At 45.1% G+C, this 23,598-nt stretch carries 25 protein-coding genes; 21 read left to right on the forward strand and 4 right to left on the reverse strand.

Going from position 1 to position 23,598, the window contains the following annotated elements:
• The first annotated feature begins 108 nt into the window (after window positions 1-108).
• Together V6W81_RS06755 and purU are read left to right on the forward strand one after the other, a co-directional pair.
• Window positions 109-1,236 (forward strand): deoxyribonuclease IV, encoded by a 1,128-nt coding sequence (locus V6W81_RS06755; protein WP_338543959.1) that lies wholly within the window; start codon window positions 109-111, stop codon window positions 1,234-1,236.
• A gap of 23 nt (window positions 1,237-1,259) precedes the next feature.
• Window positions 1,260-2,153 (forward strand): formyltetrahydrofolate deformylase, encoded by an 894-nt coding sequence (gene purU / locus V6W81_RS06760; RefSeq protein WP_056699513.1) that lies wholly within the window; start codon window positions 1,260-1,262, stop codon window positions 2,151-2,153.
• An 81-nt stretch (window positions 2,154-2,234) separates the two neighbouring features.
• On the opposite strand, the gene V6W81_RS06765 is transcribed toward purU, so the two are convergent.
• Window positions 2,235-2,717 (reverse strand): hypothetical protein, encoded by a 483-nt coding sequence (locus V6W81_RS06765; RefSeq protein WP_338542213.1) that lies wholly within the window; start codon window positions 2,715-2,717, stop codon window positions 2,235-2,237.
• A 448-nt stretch (window positions 2,718-3,165) separates the two neighbouring features.
• Here V6W81_RS06765 and tkt point away from each other — a divergent pair, with 448 nt between their 5' ends.
• The 5 genes from tkt to V6W81_RS06790 all read left to right on the forward strand — a co-directional run bounded on the left by tkt (window position 3,166) and on the right by V6W81_RS06790 (window position 8,819).
• Window positions 3,166-5,208, forward strand: coding sequence for a transketolase (tkt, locus tag V6W81_RS06770; RefSeq protein ID WP_307214965.1), 2,043 nt, complete (start codon window positions 3,166-3,168; stop codon window positions 5,206-5,208).
• Window positions 5,209-5,542: 334 nt separating this feature from the next.
• A complete protein-coding gene (locus V6W81_RS06775; protein WP_056699507.1) occupies window positions 5,543-5,860 on the forward strand; it encodes a pyrimidine/purine nucleoside phosphorylase in 318 nt (105 codons plus the stop codon).
• Window positions 5,861-6,042: 182 nt separating this feature from the next.
• Window positions 6,043-7,398 carry a glucose-6-phosphate isomerase gene (locus tag V6W81_RS06780; RefSeq protein WP_307214967.1) on the forward strand — a complete coding sequence of 452 codons (1,356 nt, stop codon included), beginning with the start codon at window positions 6,043-6,045 and terminating at the stop codon, window positions 7,396-7,398.
• A gap of 180 nt (window positions 7,399-7,578) precedes the next feature.
• The gene (locus V6W81_RS06785) at window positions 7,579-8,211 is read left to right on the forward strand and encodes a YigZ family protein (RefSeq protein ID WP_128100792.1); all 633 of its coding nucleotides are present in this window, start codon (window positions 7,579-7,581) and stop codon (window positions 8,209-8,211) included.
• A 5-nt stretch (window positions 8,212-8,216) separates the two neighbouring features.
• Window positions 8,217-8,819 (forward strand): TetR/AcrR family transcriptional regulator, encoded by a 603-nt coding sequence (locus V6W81_RS06790; RefSeq protein WP_145050585.1) that lies wholly within the window; start codon window positions 8,217-8,219, stop codon window positions 8,817-8,819.
• A 185-nt stretch (window positions 8,820-9,004) separates the two neighbouring features.
• Here V6W81_RS06790 and V6W81_RS06795 read toward each other — a convergent pair whose 3' ends face one another.
• Window positions 9,005-9,364 (reverse strand): secondary thiamine-phosphate synthase enzyme YjbQ, encoded by a 360-nt coding sequence (locus tag V6W81_RS06795; protein ID WP_338543960.1) that lies wholly within the window; start codon window positions 9,362-9,364, stop codon window positions 9,005-9,007.
• Between the two features lie 354 nt (window positions 9,365-9,718).
• Between V6W81_RS06795 and cysT the strand changes: the two genes are divergently transcribed.
• The 11 genes from cysT (at window position 9,719) to V6W81_RS06850 (ending at window position 18,965) form a co-directional block, all read left to right on the forward strand.
• On the forward strand, window positions 9,719-10,534 hold the full coding sequence (cysT, locus tag V6W81_RS06800; protein WP_338542215.1) for a sulfate ABC transporter permease subunit CysT: 816 nt from the start codon (window positions 9,719-9,721) through the stop codon (window positions 10,532-10,534).
• Window positions 10,531-11,328 (forward strand): sulfate ABC transporter permease subunit, encoded by a 798-nt coding sequence (locus V6W81_RS06805; protein WP_338542217.1) that lies wholly within the window; start codon window positions 10,531-10,533, stop codon window positions 11,326-11,328. Before cysT ends, V6W81_RS06805 begins: the two co-directional genes overlap by 4 nt.
• A 1-nt stretch (window position 11,329) precedes the next feature.
• Window positions 11,330-12,394: a sulfate/molybdate ABC transporter ATP-binding protein gene (locus V6W81_RS06810; protein ID WP_145050594.1), complete on the forward strand. Its 1,065-nt coding sequence runs from the start codon at window positions 11,330-11,332 to the stop codon at window positions 12,392-12,394.
• A 55-nt stretch (window positions 12,395-12,449) separates the two neighbouring features.
• A complete protein-coding gene (locus V6W81_RS06815; protein ID WP_338542220.1) occupies window positions 12,450-13,511 on the forward strand; it encodes a sulfate ABC transporter substrate-binding protein in 1,062 nt (353 codons plus the stop codon).
• A gap of 156 nt (window positions 13,512-13,667) precedes the next feature.
• The gene (locus V6W81_RS06820) at window positions 13,668-14,114 is read left to right on the forward strand and encodes a hypothetical protein (RefSeq protein ID WP_338542222.1); all 447 of its coding nucleotides are present in this window, start codon (window positions 13,668-13,670) and stop codon (window positions 14,112-14,114) included.
• Between the two features lie 148 nt (window positions 14,115-14,262).
• Window positions 14,263-15,042 carry an MBL fold metallo-hydrolase gene (locus tag V6W81_RS06825; RefSeq protein ID WP_338542223.1) on the forward strand — a complete coding sequence of 260 codons (780 nt, stop codon included), beginning with the start codon at window positions 14,263-14,265 and terminating at the stop codon, window positions 15,040-15,042.
• Between the two features lie 128 nt (window positions 15,043-15,170).
• Entirely contained in the window at window positions 15,171-16,034 is an 864-nt protein-coding gene (locus V6W81_RS06830) for an RNA polymerase sigma factor (RefSeq protein ID WP_338542225.1), read from the forward strand.
• Window positions 16,035-16,051: 17 nt separating this feature from the next.
• Window positions 16,052-16,633, forward strand: coding sequence for an ATP-dependent Clp endopeptidase proteolytic subunit ClpP (gene clpP / locus V6W81_RS06835; RefSeq protein WP_338542227.1), 582 nt, complete (start codon window positions 16,052-16,054; stop codon window positions 16,631-16,633).
• Between the two features lie 466 nt (window positions 16,634-17,099).
• Window positions 17,100-17,483 (forward strand): GntR family transcriptional regulator, encoded by a 384-nt coding sequence (locus V6W81_RS06840; RefSeq protein WP_056699462.1) that lies wholly within the window; start codon window positions 17,100-17,102, stop codon window positions 17,481-17,483.
• Window positions 17,480-18,346, forward strand: coding sequence for an ABC transporter ATP-binding protein (locus V6W81_RS06845; protein ID WP_338542228.1), 867 nt, complete (start codon window positions 17,480-17,482; stop codon window positions 18,344-18,346). The genes V6W81_RS06840 and V6W81_RS06845 overlap by 4 nt, the downstream gene beginning before the upstream one ends.
• Window positions 18,339-18,965, forward strand: coding sequence for an ABC-2 transporter permease (locus tag V6W81_RS06850; RefSeq protein WP_338542230.1), 627 nt, complete (start codon window positions 18,339-18,341; stop codon window positions 18,963-18,965). Before V6W81_RS06845 ends, V6W81_RS06850 begins: the two co-directional genes overlap by 8 nt.
• 233 nt (window positions 18,966-19,198) lie before the next feature.
• On the opposite strand, the gene V6W81_RS06855 is transcribed toward V6W81_RS06850, so the two are convergent.
• Window positions 19,199-20,623, reverse strand: coding sequence for a PLP-dependent aminotransferase family protein (locus tag V6W81_RS06855; RefSeq protein WP_260985496.1), 1,425 nt, complete (start codon window positions 20,621-20,623; stop codon window positions 19,199-19,201).
• Between the two features lie 119 nt (window positions 20,624-20,742).
• On the opposite strand from V6W81_RS06855, the gene V6W81_RS06860 reads away from it, so the two are divergent.
• From V6W81_RS06860 to V6W81_RS06870, 3 genes are all read left to right on the forward strand, one after another.
• Entirely contained in the window at window positions 20,743-21,666 is a 924-nt protein-coding gene (locus tag V6W81_RS06860; RefSeq protein WP_338542233.1) for a DMT family transporter, read from the forward strand.
• Between the two features lie 53 nt (window positions 21,667-21,719).
• Window positions 21,720-22,025 carry a hypothetical protein gene (locus V6W81_RS06865; RefSeq protein ID WP_145050622.1) on the forward strand — a complete coding sequence of 102 codons (306 nt, stop codon included), beginning with the start codon at window positions 21,720-21,722 and terminating at the stop codon, window positions 22,023-22,025.
• Window positions 22,026-22,324: 299 nt separating this feature from the next.
• Window positions 22,325-23,176 carry a carbon-nitrogen hydrolase family protein gene (locus V6W81_RS06870; RefSeq protein WP_338542236.1) on the forward strand — a complete coding sequence of 284 codons (852 nt, stop codon included), beginning with the start codon at window positions 22,325-22,327 and terminating at the stop codon, window positions 23,174-23,176.
• Here the strand turns inward: V6W81_RS06870 and V6W81_RS06875 are convergent.
• A complete protein-coding gene (locus V6W81_RS06875) occupies window positions 23,166-23,501 on the reverse strand; it encodes a DUF3139 domain-containing protein (RefSeq protein ID WP_338542238.1) in 336 nt (111 codons plus the stop codon). The genes V6W81_RS06870 and V6W81_RS06875 overlap by 11 nt on opposite strands.
• Window positions 23,502-23,598: the final 97 nt, after the last annotated feature.

Here is a 23,598-nt window from a genome sequence, read left to right on the forward strand (position 1 = left end):
GATGTTAGCTGTAAAAAATAGCCTGTATCCCGAATTATAGCGCATTTCTAGATTTATTTCGATAATCGCGTTAGAATAAGGGATAATTCACATTAAGGGGGATCAATGATGCTGAAAATCGGCTCCCACGTGTCCTTTTCGGACAAGGGATTATTGAGTGCAACGAAGGAAGCGTCCTCGTACGGTTCTAGCTCGTTTATGATATATACAGGTGCACCGCAGAATACACGTCGTAAGCCTATCGAATCCATGTATATTGAAGAAGGCAAACTTGCTATGCAAGCAGGTGGAATGGAAGATATCGTTGTCCATGCGCCTTACATTATTAACCTCGGTTCGTACAAAGAAAATACGTACGAGCTTGCAGTGAGCTTCCTTCAGGAAGAGATTCGTCGTACGCATGCCATTGGTGTCAAAAATATCGTATTGCACCCAGGTGCATTTACCGATAAAGATGCACATTATGGTATTGAGCGCATTGCTCAAGGACTGAATGAAGTGCTGGACGGTGTGAGAGAGACAGATGTAAATATCGCCTTGGAAACGATGGCGGGTAAAGGGACTGAGATGGGCCGTAGTTTCGAAGAAATTGCCCAAATCATTGAAAAAGTGACGCACAATGAACGCCTTACTGTATGTATGGATACCTGTCACATTCATGATGCTGGATACGATATCGTGAATGATATTGATGGTGTTCTGAAACAGTTTGACGAAATCGTAGGTCTTGACCGCATTGCGGTTATGCATATTAATGATAGTAAGAACCCTGCGGGCGCACGTAAAGACCGCCATACGCCGATTGGCTCTGGCTGGATTGGTTACGAAGCGATTCATCGTATCGTTCACCATGAAGCACTACAAGGCCGCCCATTCATTCTGGAGACGCCTTGGATCGGGAAAGAAGCCAAGACACAACGTCCAATGTATGAAGCGGAGATTGCTTTACTGCGTGGCGATATTGAAGGCCGATTTGGCGGAGAGTTCCTGACAGATGTGGAGCAATTGCATCACTTCTTCCAAGGGAAAGAGATTGAAGCCCGTTCTTATGTACTCGATGTATGGACTTTGCTCAAGAACGATGCCAAAGCCAAAAAAGCAGATCCACGTGAACCGCTAGAGCGCCTATATGACTTGGTAGCCGAAGCAGCGCTGTTCCCACAGCTTAGTGAGGAACAACTGAATCAACGCTTGATTGCTTGGCTTGCAGGCAAGGAAGCACTGGTCACGGTTTAATTTGAAGGAGGAAGAATAACCCGATGGAGATTCATGCTAAACAAGTACGTCCTGATGCTAAAAACCGCGCCGATCGGGCGCGGATGCTTATTTCCTGCCCTGATGGGCCGGGAATTGTAGCAGCTGTTTCACATTTCTTGCACCAGCATGGTGCAAACATTGTTCAGTCCGACCAGTACACAATGGATCCGGCTGGCGGCATGTTCTTCATGCGTATTGAGTTTGACCTTCCACAGCTCGAAGCGAGTCTTCCTAAGCTGGAAGATGATTTTGCTGAAGTAGCGACTCGTTTCAACATGGAGTGGACTTTATCGGCTGTAAGCCGTAAGAAGAAGCTTGCCATTTTTGTATCCAAAGAAGATCACTGCCTCGTTGAATTGTTGTGGCAATGGCAGGCTGGCGACTTGGATGCAGACATTGCACTGGTTGTTAGTAATCATCTGGATATGAAAGATTATGTGGAGTCCTTTGGTATTCCGTATCATCATATTCCGGTTACAGCAGATACGAAGAAGGAAGCAGAGCAACGTCAGCTTGACATCATTGGTGACGATATTGACGTCATTATCCTGGCGCGTTATATGCAGATCATCTCACCGATGTTCATCGAACATTATCGTAATCGCATTATTAATATCCATCACTCATTTCTTCCAGCCTTTGTTGGCGGTAAGCCTTATGCTCAAGCATATAACCGTGGTGTTAAAATCATTGGTGCTACGGCTCACTACGTTACAGAAGAACTGGATGGCGGACCGATCATTGAGCAGGACGTACAGCGTGTAAGCCACGGGGATGACGTAACGGAATTGAAACGAATCGGACGTACGATCGAACGTGTTGTTCTAGCGCGTGCTGTGAAATGGCATGTAGAAGACCGTATCTTGGTTCACGAAAATAAAACCGTTGTATTTTAAGCTTGTGCTTTAATACTGTGCAAGGTTGATTCGGAGCCACATAAACTGGCAAAAGAAAAAGGCGATTCCTATCTATGTACTTCATAGGGGATCGCCTTTTTTGAGCTTAGTAAAGCCTTTTGCACACAAACCAAGAATTACTCCATAGATCAGATGGGCTGTGACCCAGTACAAAATGGCTTGCGTGTTATTCAAATCAGGAACACGTGTAGACAGTTGGGATAGCGGAATATAGAGAAGAGAGGAAACTGCGCCAATTAGAATACCCTTGAGCATGGCATGCTGAGGCCGAATCTGTACCCACCATATGTAGAACATGCCGATGCAGATGGAAACCACGAGGTGTAGGGCAAATTCTACGAATTCTGGCAAAATTGGTGGAAGCCCTGGCACGAAATCAATGTTTAGGAGCAAGGTGTAGACCGCAATACCGGTAAATGACTGAATCGCTTTTAGCAAAAAACCAAGTACGATGCCCGAAAGGACGCCTGTCCATATGCCTCTGAACCATGGAAAGGTGCGACGGGGTAAATCGGAACGTTTAACAACAGGGTCAGAAGACATAGCGAGACCTCCAATCCATGAAATTTACTTCGCTTCCTGAAGTATACTACGTTTTGATTTCCCAATCAGGATTACAAGAGCAAGTTCATATTGATAAAAGCTAAAATGAAAATCGACATGCCAAAAAGAGTATGGTTTTCTGGTTAAAGGTTATACTTCTTCCGATGGATGGACGAGGCTCGTCCTGACGAAAGATGGGCTGCAATGTTTTTTTACACAATTTTTTGGCGCTGTGAACCCATCTCTCGTAGCAAATCACCGAATTTTCCCGAACTTCTAAAAGAAGGTTATGGAAAAGCTTCACGCCAAGTGATACAATACAAAAGTGAATAAGTCAAAATGAAACACTCAAGCGGATTCACTTATTGTTATATACGGTTTGCTTGGTATTGATGAGAGGGATTCGCTTGCGCACCCGACTTATCTAAAGACATGAGGAGGACAAACCATGACTGACAAGAACGAAGCGATTCAAAAGGACGAGAACACTACAATCGACAATCTGTCGATTACAACCGTACGTACTTTGGCGATTGATGCAATTGAGAAGGCAAATTCCGGACACCCGGGAATGCCGATGGGCTCCGCTCCAATGGGGTACCAACTTTTTGCAAAAACGATGACTCATAACCCGAACCACCCAACTTGGGTTAACCGGGACCGTTTTGTCCTGTCCGCAGGACATGGCTCCATGTTGCTGTACAGCTTGCTGCACTTGAGCGGCTACGACTTGCCAATGGAAGAACTGAAACAGTTCCGCCAATGGGGAAGCAAAACACCGGGTCACCCGGAATTCGGACATACTGCTGGTGTTGACGCAACTACAGGCCCACTGGGTCAAGGTATTGCAATGGCAGTTGGTATGGCAATGGCTGAAGCACAATTGGGTGCAACATATAACAAAGAACAATTTAACGTTGTGGATCACTACACATACGCAATCTGCGGTGATGGTGACTTGATGGAAGGCGTATCTCATGAATCAGCTTCCCTGGCTGGACGTTTGCACCTAGGTAAACTGATCATGTTGTTCGACTCCAACGACATCACTTTGGATGGTAAATTGGATCTGTCTTCTTCCGAAAGCATTGCGAAGCGTTTTGAAGCTTATGGCTGGCAAGTGCTGCGCGTTGAAGATGGTAACGATCTGCCTGCAATCGAGAAAGCAATTCAAGAAGGTCAAGCAGACACACTGCGTCCTACATTGATTGAAGTGAAAACTGTTATTGGTTATGGTAGCCCGAACAAACAAGGTAAAGGCGGCCACGGCGGTACTCACGGATCTCCACTAGGTGCAGAAGAAGCTAAATTGACTAAAGAATATTATAAATGGGTTTACGAAGAAAACTTCCACGTACCAGCTGAAGTTCGCGATCACTTTGCACAAGTGAAAGAGCGCGGTATCGCTGCAAACCAAGCATGGGATGAGAAGTTTGCTGAGTACAAAAAAGCATTCCCAGAGCTTGCTGCTCAATTCGAAACAGCGATCAACGGTGACCTTCCAGAAGGATGGGATCGTGATCTTCCTAAATATGCAGCAACAGACAAAGCGCTCTCCACTCGTGTAGCATCTGGTAACGCGCTGAACGGTCTGGCGCACAACGTGCCACAACTGACAGGCGGATCTGCTGACTTGGAAAGCTCCACGATGACTCACTTGAACAACCTGACTAACTTCACTCCTGAAGATTATGCAGGTCGCAACATTTACTTCGGTATCCGTGAATTCGGTATGGCTGGAGCAATGAACGGTATGGCTCTGCACAGCGGCGTAAAAGTATTCGGTGGTACGTTCTTCGTATTTACAGATTACCTTCGTCCAGCAGTTCGTCTGGCAGCACTGATGAACTTGCCAGTAACGTATGTCCTGACTCACGACAGTATCGCTGTTGGTGAAGATGGTCCTACGCACGAACCAATCGAGCAATTGGCTTCCCTGCGTATCATTCCTAACTTGACGGTAATCCGTCCAGCTGATGGTAATGAAACTTCTGCTGCATGGGCTTATGCGCTTGAGAATAAGAGCAACCCGGTTGCCCTTGTACTTACTCGTCAAAACTTGCCAATCTTGGAAGGAACAGTTGAAGGCTCACGTGAGAACGTTAAGCGCGGTGCTTATGTTGTTTCTGATGCAAAAGACGGTAAAGCAGTAGCACAAATCATCGCTACAGGTTCTGAAGTACAACTGGCTGTTAAAGCTCAAGCTGCACTTGCAGAGCAAGGCATCCAAGTTCGTGTAATCAGCATGCCAAGCTGGGATCTGTTCGAGAAACAGGACAAAGCTTACAAAGAATCCGTCCTGCTTCCAGACGTTAAAGCTCGTCTTGCAATCGAGATGGCTCATCCAATGGGTTGGGAGAAATATGTTGGCGATCAAGGCGACATTCTCGGAATCAACACATTTGGTGCATCCGCGCCTGGCGACCGTGTTATCCAAGAGTATGGCTTCACCGTGGACAACGTTGTTAGCCGCGTAAAAGCATTGCTGTAATAGAGGTTGTTCAAAAAGTCTGCTTTTGATTACGAAGGATGCCTCACGGCATCATCAGCGTCGAATATGGGATTCAGCCGAAATGTCCGTTGCTCACGTAGTTTTCTCCTACGCTCCGCTACTCCATTTCTAGCTTCATCCCATCTTCTCGGTACTGAAAACCTGACTTTTTGAACAGGCATTTATAGCTTCATAAACGCTGCAATGGAGGGGATGAGCTCACCTGTGAGTTTTGTCCTGTCCGAGCAGCTAGTGATTTCCGCAGAGAAGGGTGGGTAACCACCCTGAACTGTTTTGCCTTTTGTTTTCATTAACTTCAGGGGAGCGGGTACGCATGTCACAGTTTGATCAAGTGAGTGTAGTTAAAGAGGCCAACATTTATTATGAGGGTCAGGTAACCAGCAGAACGGTTATTTTGGGAGATGGCAGCAAAGTGACATTGGGCATTATGCTTCCAGGCAGTTACGAATTCGGTACAGATTCTCGTGAGATTATGGAGATTCTGTCCGGAGATCTGAAAGTATTACTTCCCGGTGAAGAAGATTGGCAAGAGATTCAAGGTCAAGCTACGTTCCACGTGCCTGCCAATTCCAAATTTAAACTGGAGATACGCAGCGTTACCGACTACGTCTGCTCGTACCCGGCGGAATAACATAAGAAGGGTAAGCGGAACCTCGTTAGCGAGTTCGGTTTACCCTTCTTGCTATTTATAACTTAACGACAAAGTTCGCGTTGCAAGCTTGTCAGTAAGGTGGATTTGAAGTATCCTTAGGCTAAGTTGTTTGTATGGAAAACGGAAAATTACTTAACGATTATTAGGAGGTTTTTTAGATCATGGCTAAAAAAGTGACTTTTGACTATAGCACTGCATTACAATTCGTCAATCAACATGAAGTAGACTATTTCGCTGAACCAATTCGTTTGGCTCACGAGCAGCTTCATAACGGAACGGGAACCGGATCAGATTACCTTGGTTGGATTGACCTTCCAACGGCATATGACAAAGAAGAATTCGCTCGTATTCAAAAAGCGGCTGCTAAAATCCAAAGCGATTCAGAAGTTCTGATCGTCATCGGTATCGGTGGTTCTTACCTGGGTGCTCGCGCAGCGATCGAAATGCTGACACACTCTTTCTACAACAACCTGTCAAAAGATAAACGCAAAACGCCTGAGATCTACTTTGCAGGAAACAACATCAGTTCCACGTATGTTACACATTTGCTGGATCTGGTCGAAGGCAAAGACTTCTCTGTAAATGTAATCTCCAAATCGGGTACAACGACAGAACCAGCGATTGCATTCCGTATCTTCCGTGCAGCTCTTGAGAAAAAGTACGGTAAAGAAGAAGCTCGCAAACGCATCTACGCTACAACAGATAAAGAGCGCGGCGCTCTCAAAAAACTGGCGAACGAAGAAGGCTACGAGTCCTTCATTATCCCAGACGATGTAGGCGGACGTTACTCTGTTCTGACAGCTGTAGGCTTGCTGCCAATCGCTACTGCTGGAATCAACATCGAAGAAATGATGCAAGGTGCTGCTGACGCATCGAAGGAATATAGCAACCCTAATGTAGCTGAGAATGAAGCATATCAATATGCAGCTGTTCGTAACGCGCTATATCGCAAAGGTAAAGGAACGGAAATCCTCGTAAACTACGAGCCTTCCCTGCACTTTGTATCTGAATGGTGGAAACAATTGTTTGGAGAGAGCGAAGGTAAAGATTTCAAAGGAATCTATCCAGCATCGGTTGACTTCTCAACAGACTTGCACTCCATGGGTCAATTCATTCAAGAAGGAAGCCGTAACATCTTCGAAACGGTAATCCAAGTGACTGAAGTTTCCGAGCACATCTCAATTGAAGCAGATGCAGACGATCTGGATGGTCTGAACTTCCTCGAAGGTAAAACGATGGACTTCGTAAACAAAAAAGCATTCCAAGGAACGTTGCTTGCACATACAGATGGTCAAGTACCTAACCTGATTGTGAACATTCCAGATATGACTCCATATTCTTTCGGATATCTGGTATACTTCTTTGAAAAAGCATGCGGCATTAGCGGATACTTGCTGGGCGTCAATCCATTTGACCAACCAGGGGTAGAAGCTTACAAGAAAAACATGTTTGCATTGCTGGGCAAACCAGGCTTTGAAGAAGAGAAAGCCGCGCTGGAAGCGAGACTTTCGGAATAATTCATCGCTCTGCTCATATGATGATATCATGTAAGTGTTAAGTCGATTGGGGAACCAAGGATCATCATTATGATGGATTCAGGTGCCATCCCAAATGTCTAAAACAAGGCAGTTCGTCCGCGTTCTCACGCGGGGAACTGCTTTCTTGTAAAATGGATCAATTTAGAAAGTTGGATTGGAATGATTGAACGCTATCGCACGGTTCGAGAATCGGGCAATCTAGAGATTGTCATTAAAAAGTCCCGATTTATTGGACATATTATGCCAGTAACGACAGAAGAAGAAGCCATAGCTTTTATCGATGACATTAAGAAAAAACATTGGAATGCAACGCATAACTGTTCCGCTTATATGATTGGTGAGCGGGATGAAATTCAGAAGCAATCCGATGATGGGGAACCGAGTGGTACTGCTGGTAAACCGATTCTAGAAGTCATCAAAAATCAACAATTGAAAAATGTAGCTATTGTGGTTACACGGTATTTTGGGGGAATCATGCTTGGCGCAGGTGGGTTAATTCGTGCTTACACAGATGGTGCTGTTGCGGCCATTGAAGCCGGAGAGGCGATCACCAAAGTGCTGCATCGTGAAATATTTGTGGAGCTTGACTACACTTGGCTGGGAAAAGTGGAAAATGAATTAAGGAGCCGGGAAGTCCGTACAGGTGAAACTGGATTCACCGATAAAGTTACGTTGACTTGTCTTCCGCCGGATAGTGAATCTGAGGCATTTGTGGCTTGGATCACGGATTTGACGCAAGGGCAGTCCCGGATCACGGAAGGACAGCGGCTTTATTTTATTGAAGGGGAATAAAATATATGGCTAGAAGAGCAGTCGAACAGGAATTGTCGAGGGAGCGGATACTGGAGGCGGCGAGGCATCTTTTTATTACCAAAGGATACCGCGCCATATCGATGCGAAGCATCGGCCAGCATCTAGGCTATAGTCATGGGTCGCTGTATTATCATTTTAAGGAAAAGGCAGAGTTGTTTTATGCCATTGTGGTGGAAGACTTCAACCATCTGGGACATTTGCTGATGCAAGCTATGGTCAGGCCAGTACGAGATGGCGTGAGCAAAGCCGAGCATATCATGATGGAGTTTATTCGCTTTGGATTGGATAATCCGTACCAGTACGAGATCATGTTCATGCTGCGGGACGAGGAATTGTTGTCTTATTGTCGTGCCGAACAGGGGCGTTGCTTTGATTTGTTTGCATCTATCATTAGGCAATACATGAAAGAGGAAGGCTGTTCAGAAGAGGATATCGAATGTGTACCACGTACACTGTTTTTATCTATGCACGGATTCATATCTTATTTTAATCAGGATCGTGTAACCTTTGCTGAGATTGAGCCATCTGCACTGTCTCATGTTAAGGTACTCTGTCGCAATCTCCACCACCAGCCTGGCGTCCAATAATGACGCTTTTGTTGCACTCATACACTTCAGGGCGGTGAATTGTCATAACATTAATTCTTTATAACGTTGTCTCGCGAAAGCTTTTATATGCAAAACAACAAGTCAGGCGGTTCATAACCCGGGAATGGGTGGGAATCGCCTGTTTGTGTTGCGTCTTTGTATCGTTGTTGAGAATGCAGTGAGCATTATCCTTCCATGATTTTGAGGAAATATTGGCGTTTACGCGGGCCATCGAACTCACAGAAGTAAATTCCCTGCCACTGACCGAGCAGAAGTCTGCCTTCATGGATAATGACCGTTTGCGAAGGGCCAGTTGTAATCGACTTCAGGTGAGAGGCAGTATTGCCTTCAGCATGACGATATTCAGGGTGCTCCCAAGGATACACTTCATCCAAACGTAGCAGAACATCATGCTTCACGTCTGGGTCTGCATTTTCGTTAATGGCAATACCAGCGGTGGTATGAGGACAGTAGATTAGCACAGTGCCCTCTTGCACTCCACTATTTCGGACAATGACTTCCACGTCCCTCGTAATATCTCTCATTTCATCTCGAAAACTCTCGGTATATAACACGTACACCGCTCCTTTTTCACTTCTAATTGTGTCTCCTAAATTGTACCTTACCCACCACAGGCTAAACAAACCCTCCTCATGATTTATCCCACCTCTGGAGACTGATTCTTTGCCATTAATACATCTCAGATCTGGCTCTAATATATTCAATAAAAGCATTGACGGTTAGTACTGTAAACTGGTAAAGTATCAGATAAGCAAAAAACCAAGTAGACTAATGGGAATAATATTAAAGTAATAATACCCATATTAGGGAAAGTGTTGTGCCATAACAGGAAGACTGCCGACCGGGCAAAGAACCGGAGGCTGGGAGGGAATACGGCAATGAATACCGTTCTTCGTCACAAGGGATGGACTTGGGGATTTCGCAGTACTGTATTGTTATATTTCATCGTACTTATTGTGCTTCCAATTATCGGGGTGTACGTCAATTCGTTCTCTGAAGGTTGGAGTACCTTTGCCGAGAGTATTATGGATCCAATCGCCTGGAAAGCCGTATTGCTTACCGTTCGATTGGCTGTGATAGCCACATTGATCAACGTTGTTTTAGGTACGATGATCGCCTGGGTACTCACACGTTATCGGTTCTTTGGAAGATCGTTTCTGAACAGTCTCGTAGACCTGCCTTTTGCATTACCAACAGCCGTTGGTGGATTGATGATTATGTTACTCTTAGGACCAGTTAGTGCCATTGGCAAGCTGGCAGAGTCCATGGGTTTCGAAATCGTGTTTCATCAACCTGCAATTGTCATTGCGATGACTTTTGTTACGTTTCCTTTTGTCATTCGTGCTGTACAGCCGCTACTGGAAGAGATTGATCCTTCCGAAGAAGAGGCATCGTACACGATGGGTGCATCGAAGGCTCGTACTTTCAGACAGGTTATCTTGCCATCGATGGCGCCAGGCATGATCAGTGGAGGGATGCTGGCATTCTCCAGGGCATTGGCTGAATTCGGTGCGGTTGTATTGGTAGCAGGTAATATTCCAGGGAGAACGTTAACGGCATCCGTATTTATATACGGTGAGATTGAGAGCGATAACCCCACCGGGGCAGCTGCTGTATCTGTTCTGTTATTGACCCTATCCTTCGTCATCCTCTGGATGATTAATCTAGTGCAGATGCGGGGGAGAAGACGATGAGACGGCTGTTAATCGGACTGACGTATGCGGTATTTGTAATCTTGCTGATTATTCCACTTGGACGGATTGTTATTGGTGCTTTTGAAGACGGAGCAGGAGGATTCCTGGCTGGACTGATGCGTCCTGAGGCGCTACATGCTCTCATGATGACAGGACTGGTTGTTCTTGTTGTCACTCTGTTAAATACATTGTTCGGTATTATGATGGCGATTTATTTGGTTCGTGCTAGCTGGTTGAGTGAACGAATCAAAGGATTACTTAACAGCATCGTGGATCTGCCTTATGCGGTATCACCTGTAATTGGTGGATTAATGATTGTGTTATTACTCGGCCCAAGCAGCATTATGGGTGGTTTCTTTGAAGGTATTGGGTTCAATGTTGTTTATGCATTCCCAGGCATGGTCATTGCAACACTGTTTGTCACATTCCCGCTCATGGTTAGAGAAGTTATGCCTGTCTTGCAAGAGCTTGGTTCTCAGCAAGAAGAGGCGGCATCCACGCTCGGGGCGTATGGTTGGAGAACGTTCTGGAGTGTAACGTGGCCTTCCATTCGTTGGGCTGTTGTTTACGGTCTTGTGTTGACTGTGGCGCGATCATTGGGTGAGTTCGGAGCTGTACTGGTCGTATCAGGCAATATTATGAACAGAACACAGACTGCGACGACGCTCGTGTATCAGGATGTAGAGAATTTTAATGTGTCTGCTGCAAATGGTGTGGCATTGGTGCTGGTGACGTTTTCCGTATGTCTATTGCTCATGATGGAATGGGCCAAGAAGCGAAAGGAAGTGCATTAAGATGCATGTAGAAGTCCGTGATCTGAACAAACATTTTGGTCAATTTCATGCCGTAAAAGATGTTTCATTCGATATTGCCAAAGGCCATCTTATTGGTCTGCTCGGTCCTAGTGGTGGCGGGAAAACTTCAATTCTACGTATGCTTGCTGGTCTGGAAAGTCCAGGTTCAGGAGAGATTCGCTTTCATGGAAAAGTAGTAAACCATTTGCCACCGCAAGAGCGGGGCATCGGATTTGTCTTTCAGAACTATGCATTGTTCAAACATATGACGGTATTTGATAACATCGCTTTTGGACTTAAGGTCAAGAAGACACCAAAATCCCAGATTCGTGATCGAGTGATGGAATTGGTGGAGCTGACTGGGCTGAAAGGGTTTGAGCAGCGTTATCCACATCAATTGTCTGGTGGACAGCGGCAGCGTGTAGCTTTTGCAAGAGCATTGGCACCTGAGCCTCAGTTATTGTTATTGGATGAGCCGTTTGCCGCGATTGATGCGAAGATTCGTCAGGAGCTTCGTTCATGGTTAAGGGAATTGATTGAGCGTGTCGGCATTACTTCGATCTTCGTCACGCATGACCAGGATGAAGCCATTGAAGTCGCAGACGAAATTATGATTATTAGCCAGGGACGCTTGGAGCAGAAGGGTACCCCGTGGGATATTTATAAAAACCCAGAGACACCTTTTGTAGCTACCTTTATCGGTGAATCCACAGTCGTGGAGGATGCTTCTGAGCTGAAAGGATTTGAACATGCGGTTGAAGGTGAGAATACGCGTGCTCTGATCCGTCCGGAATATATTGAAATTGGTCTCAAAAACGAATTCAGCATGTTGTCAGCAACCGAAAAGGGTACGGTGAAGCACCTTCATTTCCGCGGAAGTGAATGGATGGTTGAAGTCGAGGTACGAGGTCATAAGCTGATCACGTATCGATCCCTGGAGAAAACAACACTGGAAATCGGTCAACAGATTCGGGTGCTTGTGCACCGGGCATATCTATTCAATGATTCCCATAGTTGGGTTGTCGAGAATCGACTTAAGGAAGATCCAATGCCTGTCATGATCTAACGAATCAAACCAAGTGGGAATTCACCCAGAACGTTTAGAGAGGAAGACGTTGCCGATGCAGACGAGGAAGAAAAACACATTACCTTTCGTTGCTGTTCTCATGTTTCTGCTCGTCTGCATGACGGTTGGGTGCAGTAAGCAAGAAGCTGCAAACGAACCCGGCGATGCTGCTGGAACGGATCAATCCAACACGCTGGTCATTGGAGCTTATAGCGTTGTAAAAGACGCGATGGCAGAGCTGTTGCCTATTTTCAAGGCAGAATGGGAAGCCAAGACGGGACAGTCGATTAATTTTCAGGAGTCTTATGAAGCTTCGGGTACACAAGCAAGAGCCATTGCAGGTGGTTTCGAGGCGGATGTAGCTCTGCTCGCGATGGAAAATGATATTGATAAACTGGTTAAGGCAGACCTGGTCAACCCTGACTGGAAGCAAGCACCTAATGACGGCATGATTACGAGATCTATTGTTGTGTTAGGTACGAGAGAAGGCAATCCACTGGGCATCCAAGATTTTGACGATTTAACCAAACCGGGTGTGAAGGTGCTGTATCCTAATCCGAAGACCTCAGGCGGTGCACAATGGGATATTAACGCAATCTATGGTGCTGGCCTGAAACTGTCGGAAGAGCAGGGGAAGAAAGATCCTGCGGTAGCCAAGGCTTTTCTGGAAAAGGTACATCAGAATGTTGAATCACTTGATAAAAGTGGCAGATCTTCGATGGCGGCCTTTGAATATGGCGTCGGTGATGTCATCGTAACGTATGAGAATGAGTTGCTCGCCCGAATCGCTAAAGGAGTCAAGTATGATATCGTTGTTCCGAAGAACACGATTCTGATCGAAAACCCGGCAACCGTGGTGGATAAATACGTGGATAAACACGGAAATCGTGAACTCGCGGAAGCTTTTGTGGCGTATTTGAGTACACCTGAAGCTCAGCGTATTTTTGCAAAGCATGGTTTTCGCTCTGTAGATCCGGAAGTATTTGCGGAGACAGAGTCTACTTTTCCAACACCACCAGGGCTATTCGATATCAATTACTTGGGTGGCTGGGCTGAAGTTCGAACCACACTATATTCCAAGCGCGGGGTATGGTATCAGGTATTAGCGGGCTTGTAGCTGTCTTGTAAGAACTGAAACCTTTGGTTTGCCTTGTCCGGCAGACTGGAGGTTTTTTTTTGAAGTATCTCGGAGTACTTTATTATTGAGAATCGGACAGGCTATAATGAGATAGGTTGAATATGGGTATGGATTTTATAGGAAGGTGTGAATGAGATGAGTACAGAGGTTAAATTGTCCCAAAGTACAGCAATCCGGCTGGAACAGGCGCGCACAAAAGGCATGTCTGATGCAGATATACTGAAAGCCATTCAGGCGAATGATGTTGCGGCTTTTGATGCTGTGTCCGAGGAGGATTACAGATATGATGAGTTCCTTTCCTATGCGGCGGATCATGGAGAGAACCTAGAAGTAGCGGTTCAAGATGGCTACCGTATCACGTTTAATACACGTGGTGGATTAGGCATATACTTGGAGAAAGCATTCGGTGTAGTAGCAGAGAAGGATTTTGCAGTTGGTGAAGGCATTATAACAGGGCTAAAGCTTAAGCCAGAACAGGCAGAAGTGTTAGCAGAGCGACTTGCATCCAACTGGGTCATTACGGAATCGAAGGATGTACCTGCGGGGAAAGAATTGACGCTGAAGCTGCGGGCATTGGTGTAACAACAAGCGAGAGCTAACATTGATAGATTAGACATAAGGCTGTCCTGCATTGCGTAATCAATCGCAGCGGGAGAGTCTTTTTTTTTGCCAAATCAGAGGTTGGAGAATACAATTTAGATAATAGTGAGCTTGAGAGGGGATAACGATCTTGAATCAACTAACATTTCTTGGAACAGGCGATGCGATGGGCGTTCCGCGTGTATATTGTGACTGTAGCACTTGCACAGAGGCTCGGCTTATCGGCATTAATCAACGTAGACGTTCTTCTGTTCTAATCCATAGTGAGGGTGCGAATGAACCCTTTATGATTGATTGCGGACCTGACTGGAGAACACAGATGGAAGCGCAGAATCTTAGAATGGTACAGACGATGCTGATCACACATGCACACTTTGACCACATTGGTGGATTGCCTGAGTGGGCAGATGCATGCCGATGGTTGGGGGTAAAGGGCAACTTGTATGCACCACGTGAAGTGATCGCCACGATCCAAGGGCAATTTCCATGGTTAGATCGTCATATGAATTATATGGAGACAGATGATGATATTGAAGTGCACGGGTGGCACATTCACTCATGGAAAGTTTGCCATGGGAAGAACGGATATTCCTACGCCTATCGTCTGGAACGAGACGGATTCCACTGGGCATACTGCTCAGATGCGATTGATCTAAAGGAGGAGGAAAAGGATCCGTTGCACGGTTTGGATCTGCTTATTCTGGGAACCAGCTTTGTGCATGAACTGGCAGAATTCTCAACACGCTCTGTATACGATATGAAGGAAGCACAGGAGCTTTTGCAGGAATTAGAGCCTAAGCACACATATTTTACACACATGTCTCATGATGTGGATGTACGGCAGGATTATCATTTAGGTCAAGGCATTACACTTGCTCTCACAGGCATGAAGGTGTCTCTTGAAAAATAAATACAGAAGAGCGTATCCTTTGCAGGAGGTTCTTCGTTTACATAGTGTAAGTCGATTACAGCAAGAGCACAGCCAGTATGTAAAAGGAAAGCAAGACCAATCAGGAATCAACAAAGGGGGGCCCCGTCATGGCCTTTGTGAAATCCGTGGATTGTCGAATCAACAGATCACACAACCATGTTAATCAATCGCATAATCCATATACACCACCACACATGAATGCTGAAGATTCACTTCAAGCGGACGATCTCCATGCTGTATTACTTGATGTACAGCGTTCGTTGTATGCGTATTGTTTGTCCATGACAGGTTCTAGAGAAGATGCTGAGGATCTAGTGCAGGAGACGTTTGCCAAAATATTATCTTCTTCCTCGGTTCATAAGTCGGGTGCAGAGAGAGACATCAATTGGGAAGCTTATCTCATTCGTATTGCCCGTAATGCGTGGATGGACGTTCTTCGCAAACGCCAACGTTTACATTGTAAAATGGATGGTTTGAAGCCGCTTATTGAAGAAATGGCGGAAGATGAGCCACTAGAAGAGCTTGATACCGCAGTTGAGATTTTAATTAAAGAGTTGCCGTCATGGCAAAGAGTGATATATATGTTGCGAGAGTTGTTAGGATACACGGCGGCAGAGGCTGCTGAGATGTTAGATACAACAGAAGGCGCAGTAAAGTCGGCGTTACGTCGTGCCCGGATGACCATAGCTGAAATTAGGGATCAACTCAATGATCTAGGTGCCGACGAGGCGAGAGAAGTTAGCGAGGAACGAATCCATATCGAAGAGTTACGCGGTTATCTGCTGGCATTACGCCGCGGTGATACGGCTCGCCTAATTGATCTATGTCTGAATCAAACGGATGATCCAATGGCTGTGGCAAGTACGATTTTGCAGCAGGCTCTGCCGTCTTCAACGATGCAACCGATGATGAACAGTTATGCCATCTCAGGTTCCCATGGAGGAGGCTACACGGTCAGCATGGTTGCATAATCTGAGGAGGGATATGCATGAATGTAGTACCTTATGTTGTTGAACAGACGGCTCGCGGAGAACGGAGCTACGACATATATTCTCGTTTGCTGAAAGACCGAATTATTATGGTGTCTGGTGAAATTGAAGATCAGATGGCGAATGCGATCGTAGCACAGCTATTGTTTCTAACCGCAGAAGATCCGGATAAGGATATCCAAATGTACATTAACAGCCCAGGGGGTTCGGTGACCGCGGGATTCTCGATCTATGATACGATGCAGTTTGTGAAACCGGATATTTCCACCATCTGTACAGGTATGGCGGCCAGTTTCGGTACGATTCTGCTCGTTGGCGGCACAAAGGGTAAAAGGCTGGCGCTACCCAACAGCGAAATTATGATTCATCAGCCACTTGGTGGGATGCGCGGGCAGGCATCGGATATGCTTATTCACGCCAACCGAATTATTCAGCATAGACAACGTCTGAACCAGTTGCTTGCAGACCACACCGGTCAGCCGCTGGAACGAATTGAAGAAGATACAGATCGTGATTATTTCCTTACCGCTGCTGAAGCTGTGGATTATGGCATCGTTGATAAGGTGATATCTAGCACCTAGGCAAGTTAGCACAAGAACGCATTTAGGACAGCAAAAGACACGAATAGTGTATCTCCAGAGTAATCAACCTTTATAAGGTAAATAAGCCAGATGTAAATCACAGTGCTGAACGCACGGTTGGAAGAGCCGTAAATTATATCAGGCGGAGTATTCACAAAGACAAAGCCCAGATGGTCTAATGACCTTCTGGGCTTTGTTGCGAGTAAAAGCTTGTTAAACTCGATTACATTACATATGCTCAGTAGCACGCTTTGGCAGAGGGACTGCAAAATGTTCTACAGAAGGCCGTTCAGTGACATGGGATAACGTCTAGAGGGTATCTGATAGGTACATCATTTCAATGAGACAGGCTTGATTATTTTGGAAATATTTAAATTAATCATTGACCTCAATCGTATATAGTGTATATATTAGATATATACACTATATACATGAAACAATGAGAACACCAATGAGGTGAGAGCATATTAAGATTTTATTGTCCAACGCATCCAGCGACCCAATCTATATCCAGATCTTAACCCAGATCAGACAGAGCATCTTGAGTGGTGAATTGGTCGAAGGAGATAGTCTTCCTTCCATCCGGCAGCTGGCCAAGGATTTACAGGTGAGCGTGATTACAACAAAACGTGTCTATGAAGAACTGGAGAAGGAGAATCTAATCGATTCCGTAGTAGGTAAAGGTAGTTTTGTCTCGGGAACCAATCAGGACTTTATTCGAGAGCAGCGAATGAGAAGATTGGAAGAGAAGATGCTTGAAATTATTCGTGAGAGTAAAGAGATCGGCATGAGTTCACAGGAGTTAATTCAACATCTCACTTTGTTGTCAGAGGAGGAACATACAGAATGAACGCCATTGAAATTCGCAACCTTTCCAAAACGTATCCTTTATTTAAAGTAGAAAATGTATCTTTGGATGTGAAGCAAGGTTATATTACGGGGCTTATCGGTCCGAATGGGGCAGGGAAGAGCACGTTAATTAAATTGATTACCGGCTTAATCCAGCCTGATTCTGGGAGTATTCATACATTGGGCAGAAAGATGCCTGAGCAGGAAGTTCACATTAAGCAGCGTCTCGGTATTGTATCAGACGAATGTTTCTATTATGAGCATCTAACCATCTATGAGATGGGTCGGATGATTGCTCCGTTTTATAAGCGATGGAATGATCAAACATTTAGAGGTTATCTGGATCAATTCGAGTTGTCGCCGAAGAAGAAGATCGAAGATTTATCCAAAGGAATGAAGATTAAGTTCTCCTTGGCAGTTGCTTTATCACATGAAGCGGAGTTGCTGATCATGGATGAGCCAACTTCCGGTCTTGACCCTGTATTTAGACGCGAATTGCTGGATCTGCTTGCAGACACGATACAAGATGAGACAAGATCCATTATATTCTCCACACATATTACAACCGATCTGGAGCGGATCGCAGACTATATTACGTTTATCCATCGCGGACAAATTGTATTTAATGAAGCCAAAGATGATGTACTCGAAAGGTACACGATTGTGAAGGGAGACATGGAGCTGCTGGATGCAGACACCCGGGCTCATTTGGTGGGAATCCGTGAAACGGCGGTGGGCTTTGAAGGATTGTCTGATAACAAGGTAGAAGCGGAGCAGCTGTTTGGCAGTTATGCGTTGTTACACAGACCCTCCCTTGAAGACCTTATTTACTTTACAGCAAAGGGGGTACGGAAACATGGTTAACCTGCTTCGCAAAGACTTTATTGCACTGAAAAGTTGCCTGTGGGTCATTCCCTTTTACCTGGCTGTGTTCAGTCTCGCCTTTATTCCCAAAAGTGAGATGTCGATGTATCTTGTAGGCATATACACCGCATTTGGTTCCATCATGCTTGCGACCATGATTGATGTCAAAAACCATAATCATAATTTCCTAGTCACACTCCCGATTAGTCGGAAAAACGTAGTGCAAGCGAAGTATCTATCGACCATATTCTATACGCTTTTTGGCGTTCTCGCATCGTTCGGAATTCATTCTCTCGTTAATATGAACTTCCCTGGACTCGATAAGCCAGATTTCTCAGTATTGGATATTCTGGTTTCGATCGCTATGGTACTTGGCTTAACTTCAATCTATTTGCCTCTCTTTTACGCACTGAGCAAAAAGGGCGCAGGGATCATCAATGTTGTATTCTTAGTTGCGCTCGTTATACTCGCCCAGCCTTTTGCATTACTCATGAACTTGGCGAGCGAGGAAGGCATGGTGACTGGACAGGTAATTAGTATGGTTACCATCGGTATTCTGCTGTTATTCGTAGGTTCTTATCTTCTCACGGTTCGGTTGTTCGCCAAAAAAGATCTGTAAATTTTGAACGTACTATACACTTTGAGTGTCTGCAAAATAAAATCAATCATCCGAGCATAAACTTGCTCGTCTGAAATAGCAGAATGAGCGAGAGGATCGCTCCCATTCAGAAGTCGCCTATATGGCGACTTTTTTTATGAGAAGTCTTTCACTCTGAACACCCACCAACCGATTCTCCATATATCCGTCAATCAACTCTTGTGAACACACTCCTTATAGATAATGGAATGCATTTAAACCTTTTTGTGCGCCAGCTCGATCAGTCTGTTCATACCTTCGTAAATCTGCTGTTCATGTGCATATGAGTAGGATAAACGCAATTTACGAGTTGCCCCAGGATCCGAAGGATCAAACACCGTACCTGGTACAAAAGCAACCGAATGTTCCATACATCGATGCAGCAGTCTGCCCGTATCCATACCTTCCGGAAGCTCTACCCAGATGTTTAGACCACCTTGGGGTGTAGTCCAACGCCAATCCGTCTCTTTTAAGCATTTCTCCATCACTTCCATCCGTAATTGGATTGCGGTACATAGCTTGGATATATGCTGATACATACGCGGAGATTGGAAGTAGCGCAGAAACAGCTTCTGATTCAGCAGCGGAGATCCGTTATCCGCAAGAGTCTTAATTGCCTGTAACCCAGGCATGAATCGTGGACGGCACATAATAGCAGCGATTCGAAGACCAGGAACGACATATTTGCTATAGCTGCGAATGTAGAGCGTGTGTCCTGTTGTGTCATAGGTAAAAATCGGCGCCGGAGGTTTTTCTTTAAAATAAATATCATACGTACTGTCATCCTCCACAAGGAAACATCCATATTGCTCTGCCAATTCTGGTAACTGTTTGCGTTGTTCAACCGGAATGTTAATCCCCGTAGGGTTTTGGAAAGTTGGTGTCATGTAGAAGAGTTTGGGCTTTTCTTGCTTCATTAGAAGCTCAATCTGATCCAGATTGTACCCCTCTGAGGTGATATCGGTAAACACGAGCTTCGCACCTTGCTTGCGGAATATTTCCATAGCCGGTCCATAGGTAGGTCGCTCCACAAGAACACGGTCACCCGGTTTAACTAAACTGCGTGCAATGAGGTCAATGGCTTGTTGCGCACCCGAAGTAATCAGGACTTCATCGGCTGAGATATAGAAACGTTCCCGTGAGGTCAGATGGCTAGCCAGTTCACTTCTAAGCTCCAGATCCCCCTGATTCGTAGAATAAGTTCCGAGCAGACGAGGGTAATGGTTGAGCAGATCCCGCATCAGCTCTCCCCAATATCGGTTAGGCAAGAGAGCAGGGTCAATTAACGATTTGGAAAACTGGAACTCCGCCTCCAATGATTGCACACGGTCAAGAGAATCCCAATGCAGCCAAGCCGAGACAGCGGGATCATCCGCCTGATCCATAATAGGGGCTGGGTCGGCAGGACTCACATAATAACCGGATTTGTCTTTGACATAGACTTTCCCATGTTCTTTTAACTCCTGATAGGCTTTGAAAACGGTCAGGCGATGTACACCGAGTAGCTCGGATAGGCTGCGTACAGAAGGCAACTTCTCATGTTCCGTCCATTCTCCTGCTTCAATACGAACAACAAGATAATGAACGACTTGCTCATATAGTTTAAGGCTGTTATCTGTCATCATGATGGATTTGCCCACCCGGCTCACGCTCCTTTTGAACTCTATTGTAACAGCATACGGGTCTAACTGTTCTGTTTTCTCCGCTCTGTTCTGTAGACAGTGCTATATGATGGAGAACAGATGAAGGAGGGGCTAGCATGATTGGAGCAGCATTTGCAATAATGTGTCTTGTATTTGGTACGACGTTTCTAGCGATTAAAATTGGTGTTGAGGCAGGCCTGCCGCCATTTATGTCCGCGGGTATACGCTTTATGATTGCAGGTGCTTTGATGTTTGCCTGGATGCTGATGAAAGGACGGGTCAAGATGTCCTTGTTGTGGCGCAAAGAAATGCTGCTCACCGGCGCAGGACTCACGTTTGGTACGTTTGCGGCTTTATACTGGGCTGAACAATATGTAAGTTCGGGTGTGGGTGCAATTTTATCAGCGACGGGTCCGATTATGATTATGGTGATGCAAACGGTTTTGTTAAGACAGAAGACGTCTGCTCGCATAATTACAGGCTGTCTGATCGGCTTTGTCGGCGTTATATTTGTTGTTATGCCTGGTGTCACGATTGGGGGCAGTCCACTGTGGTTATGGGGCTGTATCGTCATTCTGATTGGGGAAGTGTGTTATTCCGCAGGAGCGTTATATTCCAAAAAGGTAATTAACCAGTTCAAGGAAAGTGACCCAGTGGCGATTAATGCCGTTCAAATGATGTATGGCGGACTATTACTCTTAATACTGTCAGCCTTCACAGAGTCATGGAACATATCGGTTATCGACTGGACATCTGCCATTATCTCATTGATCTATCTGACAGTTATTGGCTCGATGGTAGGACATAGTCTGTTCTATTGGATCATGTCACGAACCAATCCGTTGTTCCCAGCAACCTGGCTGTACATCTCACCACCAATTGCGGTTGTTCTTGGCGCCATTGTCTATAATGAGCATGTAAGCTGGATGACTTGGATTGGTGTAGTACTTATTGTGTCTGGATTATTATTCATGAATGACAAAGTTACGGGTTGGTTCAAAAGTAGGAGAAACAGCAATACGTTAGCCGAAAATCCATAAATTGGTGTACAATGATAGGAGTGGATTTTTAGTAGCAAACGAGGTGAGAGGATTTGAACAGGCAGGGAATAGGTGTAGCGTTGGTATTTGCAGGCATCATTTTATATGGGATCGTGCATATCACAACGTTGATGTACCTCCCATCTGTAATGACCTATTCAACGCAGTGGGGGAAGTATCTACAAGCGATGTATGATAGCGGAGGCTTGATCGCTTTTATCGTATCGATCGTCTTGTTTTTGATCGGGGTATTTTTGCTCTTGCCCAAATCGATCTTCTCTGTGAAGGGTGTCATGAGTGAAATCCGTGAGCGAGACCGTGAATTTAATGAGCAATATGGAACCCGGAAAACACAATAATCGAAAATAAGAGTAAGAAAGAGAAAGAGAAAGTAAGAGTATGTTTCTCTTAATTACGTTGGAGTTTTCTTGGGGCAATATAGTTGCTAACTCTCATTATAGGAGGTTGTAGATTACGAACGTCTACGACTTCCCGTGATGGGAGTTTTTTATGTTTAGCATAGACGATGATGGAGAAAAGAAAGCTGGAAAAATTATATCAGTATACCTATATTTTCTGATTATGCGGTGGTAACATATTGTAGTTAATCGTAGTTATTGGTCGTTATGAGAATATATTATTGGAAGGAATGAATGTGATGAATACCCAGCTAGATGTATTGCCTACTGCCAAACTAAGAATTGCGTTAGCACAATGTTCTGCGGTTGATGGGAATATAGAGGAAAACGTTAATCGAGCTTATGAGATGATTGAAGAAGCTGGGGAAAAGCGTGCAGATCTTATTATGTTTCCAGAAAAATTTCTAACGGGATATGTCCCGGAAATCGTACAATCCAATCTCTCTGACAATACGCTGTGTATAAATGACGTAAGGATTGAAAAGCTGCGTCAAGCATGCAAAACGTATGGGATATGGGCGATCATTGGGACACCTGTGAGAAGAGGAGAACAACTATATATATCCTCGATCATTATAGATTCACATGGAAACGAAGTAGGCGTTTATGATAAGTCGCATTTATTCCAAACGGAGAAGAGCATGTTTTCCACCAATAATGACCAGGTCATCATTCATCTCAAAGGCTGGAATATTGGCATGGCCATTTGTTATGATGCTGGCTTCCCTGAACATTCGCGTCGTTTAGCACAGCAGGGCTGTCATTTATATATGGGTAGCTCTCTCTTTAGCAAAGGGATGGGATACAAGGAGTCACGCGTATGGTTTCCTGCCCGAGCACTAGATAACACCATATTTACTGCGATGTGTACTCATGTTGGCAGAACCGGAGTGTGGGATACGTGCGGACATAGCGGCGTCTGGAATCCATTAGGGGATAACATCGTTGAAGGCTCGCCAGACCAAGCTGAATTGTTGATTGCTGATTTAGATCCTGCACTTCTTAAACAAGCCAGAGATGGTGAGATGATGCTTGCAGATTCATTTGAGTTAGATCAACAACCATATTCGATCCAAACGATTAAGGGCTAATCGGGTCGAGATGCCGATACGTGAAATTCGGGTCTACGCCTTTTACAGGTGCGCTGCTATATTGATAGATTTGTCCGTTCTCCTCTTTGTAGAAGTAACGAGCAAGAGGCTCATCCTTAAAAATAACTTCTGTGCTGACGAGTGGTGCTTTACCAAAATGGGTATCGATTTGTTCAATATCTTCGTGACTATATTCTTTGGACGAGAGTAAATACGCTTCAACTTTAAGTTCCATCGTTCGTTGGAAATTCCAAAGGTACAGAGAGACAAGCACTACTAACGTGATAAGTAGGGACAGAACGAGTTTCGGTTTGCTAATCTTCATCGACTCATCTCCTTCGGGTCCATCATACATGATAACGAACTAATGCTACATAGTAGAAAATAAGCAAGAAAGAGCCCAATGCGCACATTTTAGGTGC

Source organism: Paenibacillus tundrae (assembly GCF_036884255.1).
Taxonomy (GTDB): Bacteria; Bacillota; Bacilli; order Paenibacillales; family Paenibacillaceae; genus Paenibacillus.

Excerpts from the sequence above, each read along its gene's own strand:
- V6W81_RS06870 (WP_338542236.1), top strand. The coding sequence starts at position 22,325 with ATGAATACCCAGCTAGATGTATTGCCTACTGCCAAACTAAGAATTGCG.
- V6W81_RS06755 (WP_338543959.1), top strand. The coding sequence starts at position 109 with ATGCTGAAAATCGGCTCCCACGTGTCCTTTTCGGACAAGGGATTATTG.
- V6W81_RS06830 (WP_338542225.1), top strand. The coding sequence starts at position 15,171 with ATGGCCTTTGTGAAATCCGTGGATTGTCGAATCAACAGATCACACAAC.
- tkt (WP_307214965.1), top strand. The coding sequence starts at position 3,166 with ATGACTGACAAGAACGAAGCGATTCAAAAGGACGAGAACACTACAATC.
- V6W81_RS06815 (WP_338542220.1), top strand. The coding sequence starts at position 12,450 with ATGCAGACGAGGAAGAAAAACACATTACCTTTCGTTGCTGTTCTCATG.
- V6W81_RS06795 (WP_338543960.1), bottom strand. The coding sequence starts at position 9,364 with ATGAGAGATATTACGAGGGACGTGGAAGTCATTGTCCGAAATAGTGGA.
- V6W81_RS06785 (WP_128100792.1), top strand. The coding sequence starts at position 7,579 with ATGATTGAACGCTATCGCACGGTTCGAGAATCGGGCAATCTAGAGATT.
- V6W81_RS06845 (WP_338542228.1), top strand. The coding sequence starts at position 17,480 with ATGAACGCCATTGAAATTCGCAACCTTTCCAAAACGTATCCTTTATTT.
- V6W81_RS06810 (WP_145050594.1), top strand. The coding sequence starts at position 11,330 with ATGCATGTAGAAGTCCGTGATCTGAACAAACATTTTGGTCAATTTCAT.
- clpP (WP_338542227.1), top strand. The coding sequence starts at position 16,052 with ATGAATGTAGTACCTTATGTTGTTGAACAGACGGCTCGCGGAGAACGG.
- V6W81_RS06780 (WP_307214967.1), top strand. The coding sequence starts at position 6,043 with ATGGCTAAAAAAGTGACTTTTGACTATAGCACTGCATTACAATTCGTC.
- purU (WP_056699513.1), top strand. The coding sequence starts at position 1,260 with ATGGAGATTCATGCTAAACAAGTACGTCCTGATGCTAAAAACCGCGCC.
- V6W81_RS06850 (WP_338542230.1), top strand. The coding sequence starts at position 18,339 with ATGGTTAACCTGCTTCGCAAAGACTTTATTGCACTGAAAAGTTGCCTG.
- V6W81_RS06790 (WP_145050585.1), top strand. The coding sequence starts at position 8,217 with ATGGCTAGAAGAGCAGTCGAACAGGAATTGTCGAGGGAGCGGATACTG.
- V6W81_RS06820 (WP_338542222.1), top strand. The coding sequence starts at position 13,668 with ATGAGTACAGAGGTTAAATTGTCCCAAAGTACAGCAATCCGGCTGGAA.
- V6W81_RS06765 (WP_338542213.1), bottom strand. The coding sequence starts at position 2,717 with ATGTCTTCTGACCCTGTTGTTAAACGTTCCGATTTACCCCGTCGCACC.
- cysT (WP_338542215.1), top strand. The coding sequence starts at position 9,719 with ATGAATACCGTTCTTCGTCACAAGGGATGGACTTGGGGATTTCGCAGT.
- V6W81_RS06875 (WP_338542238.1), bottom strand. The coding sequence starts at position 23,501 with ATGAAGATTAGCAAACCGAAACTCGTTCTGTCCCTACTTATCACGTTA.
- V6W81_RS06860 (WP_338542233.1), top strand. The coding sequence starts at position 20,743 with ATGATTGGAGCAGCATTTGCAATAATGTGTCTTGTATTTGGTACGACG.
- V6W81_RS06775 (WP_056699507.1), top strand. The coding sequence starts at position 5,543 with ATGTCACAGTTTGATCAAGTGAGTGTAGTTAAAGAGGCCAACATTTAT.
- V6W81_RS06805 (WP_338542217.1), top strand. The coding sequence starts at position 10,531 with ATGAGACGGCTGTTAATCGGACTGACGTATGCGGTATTTGTAATCTTG.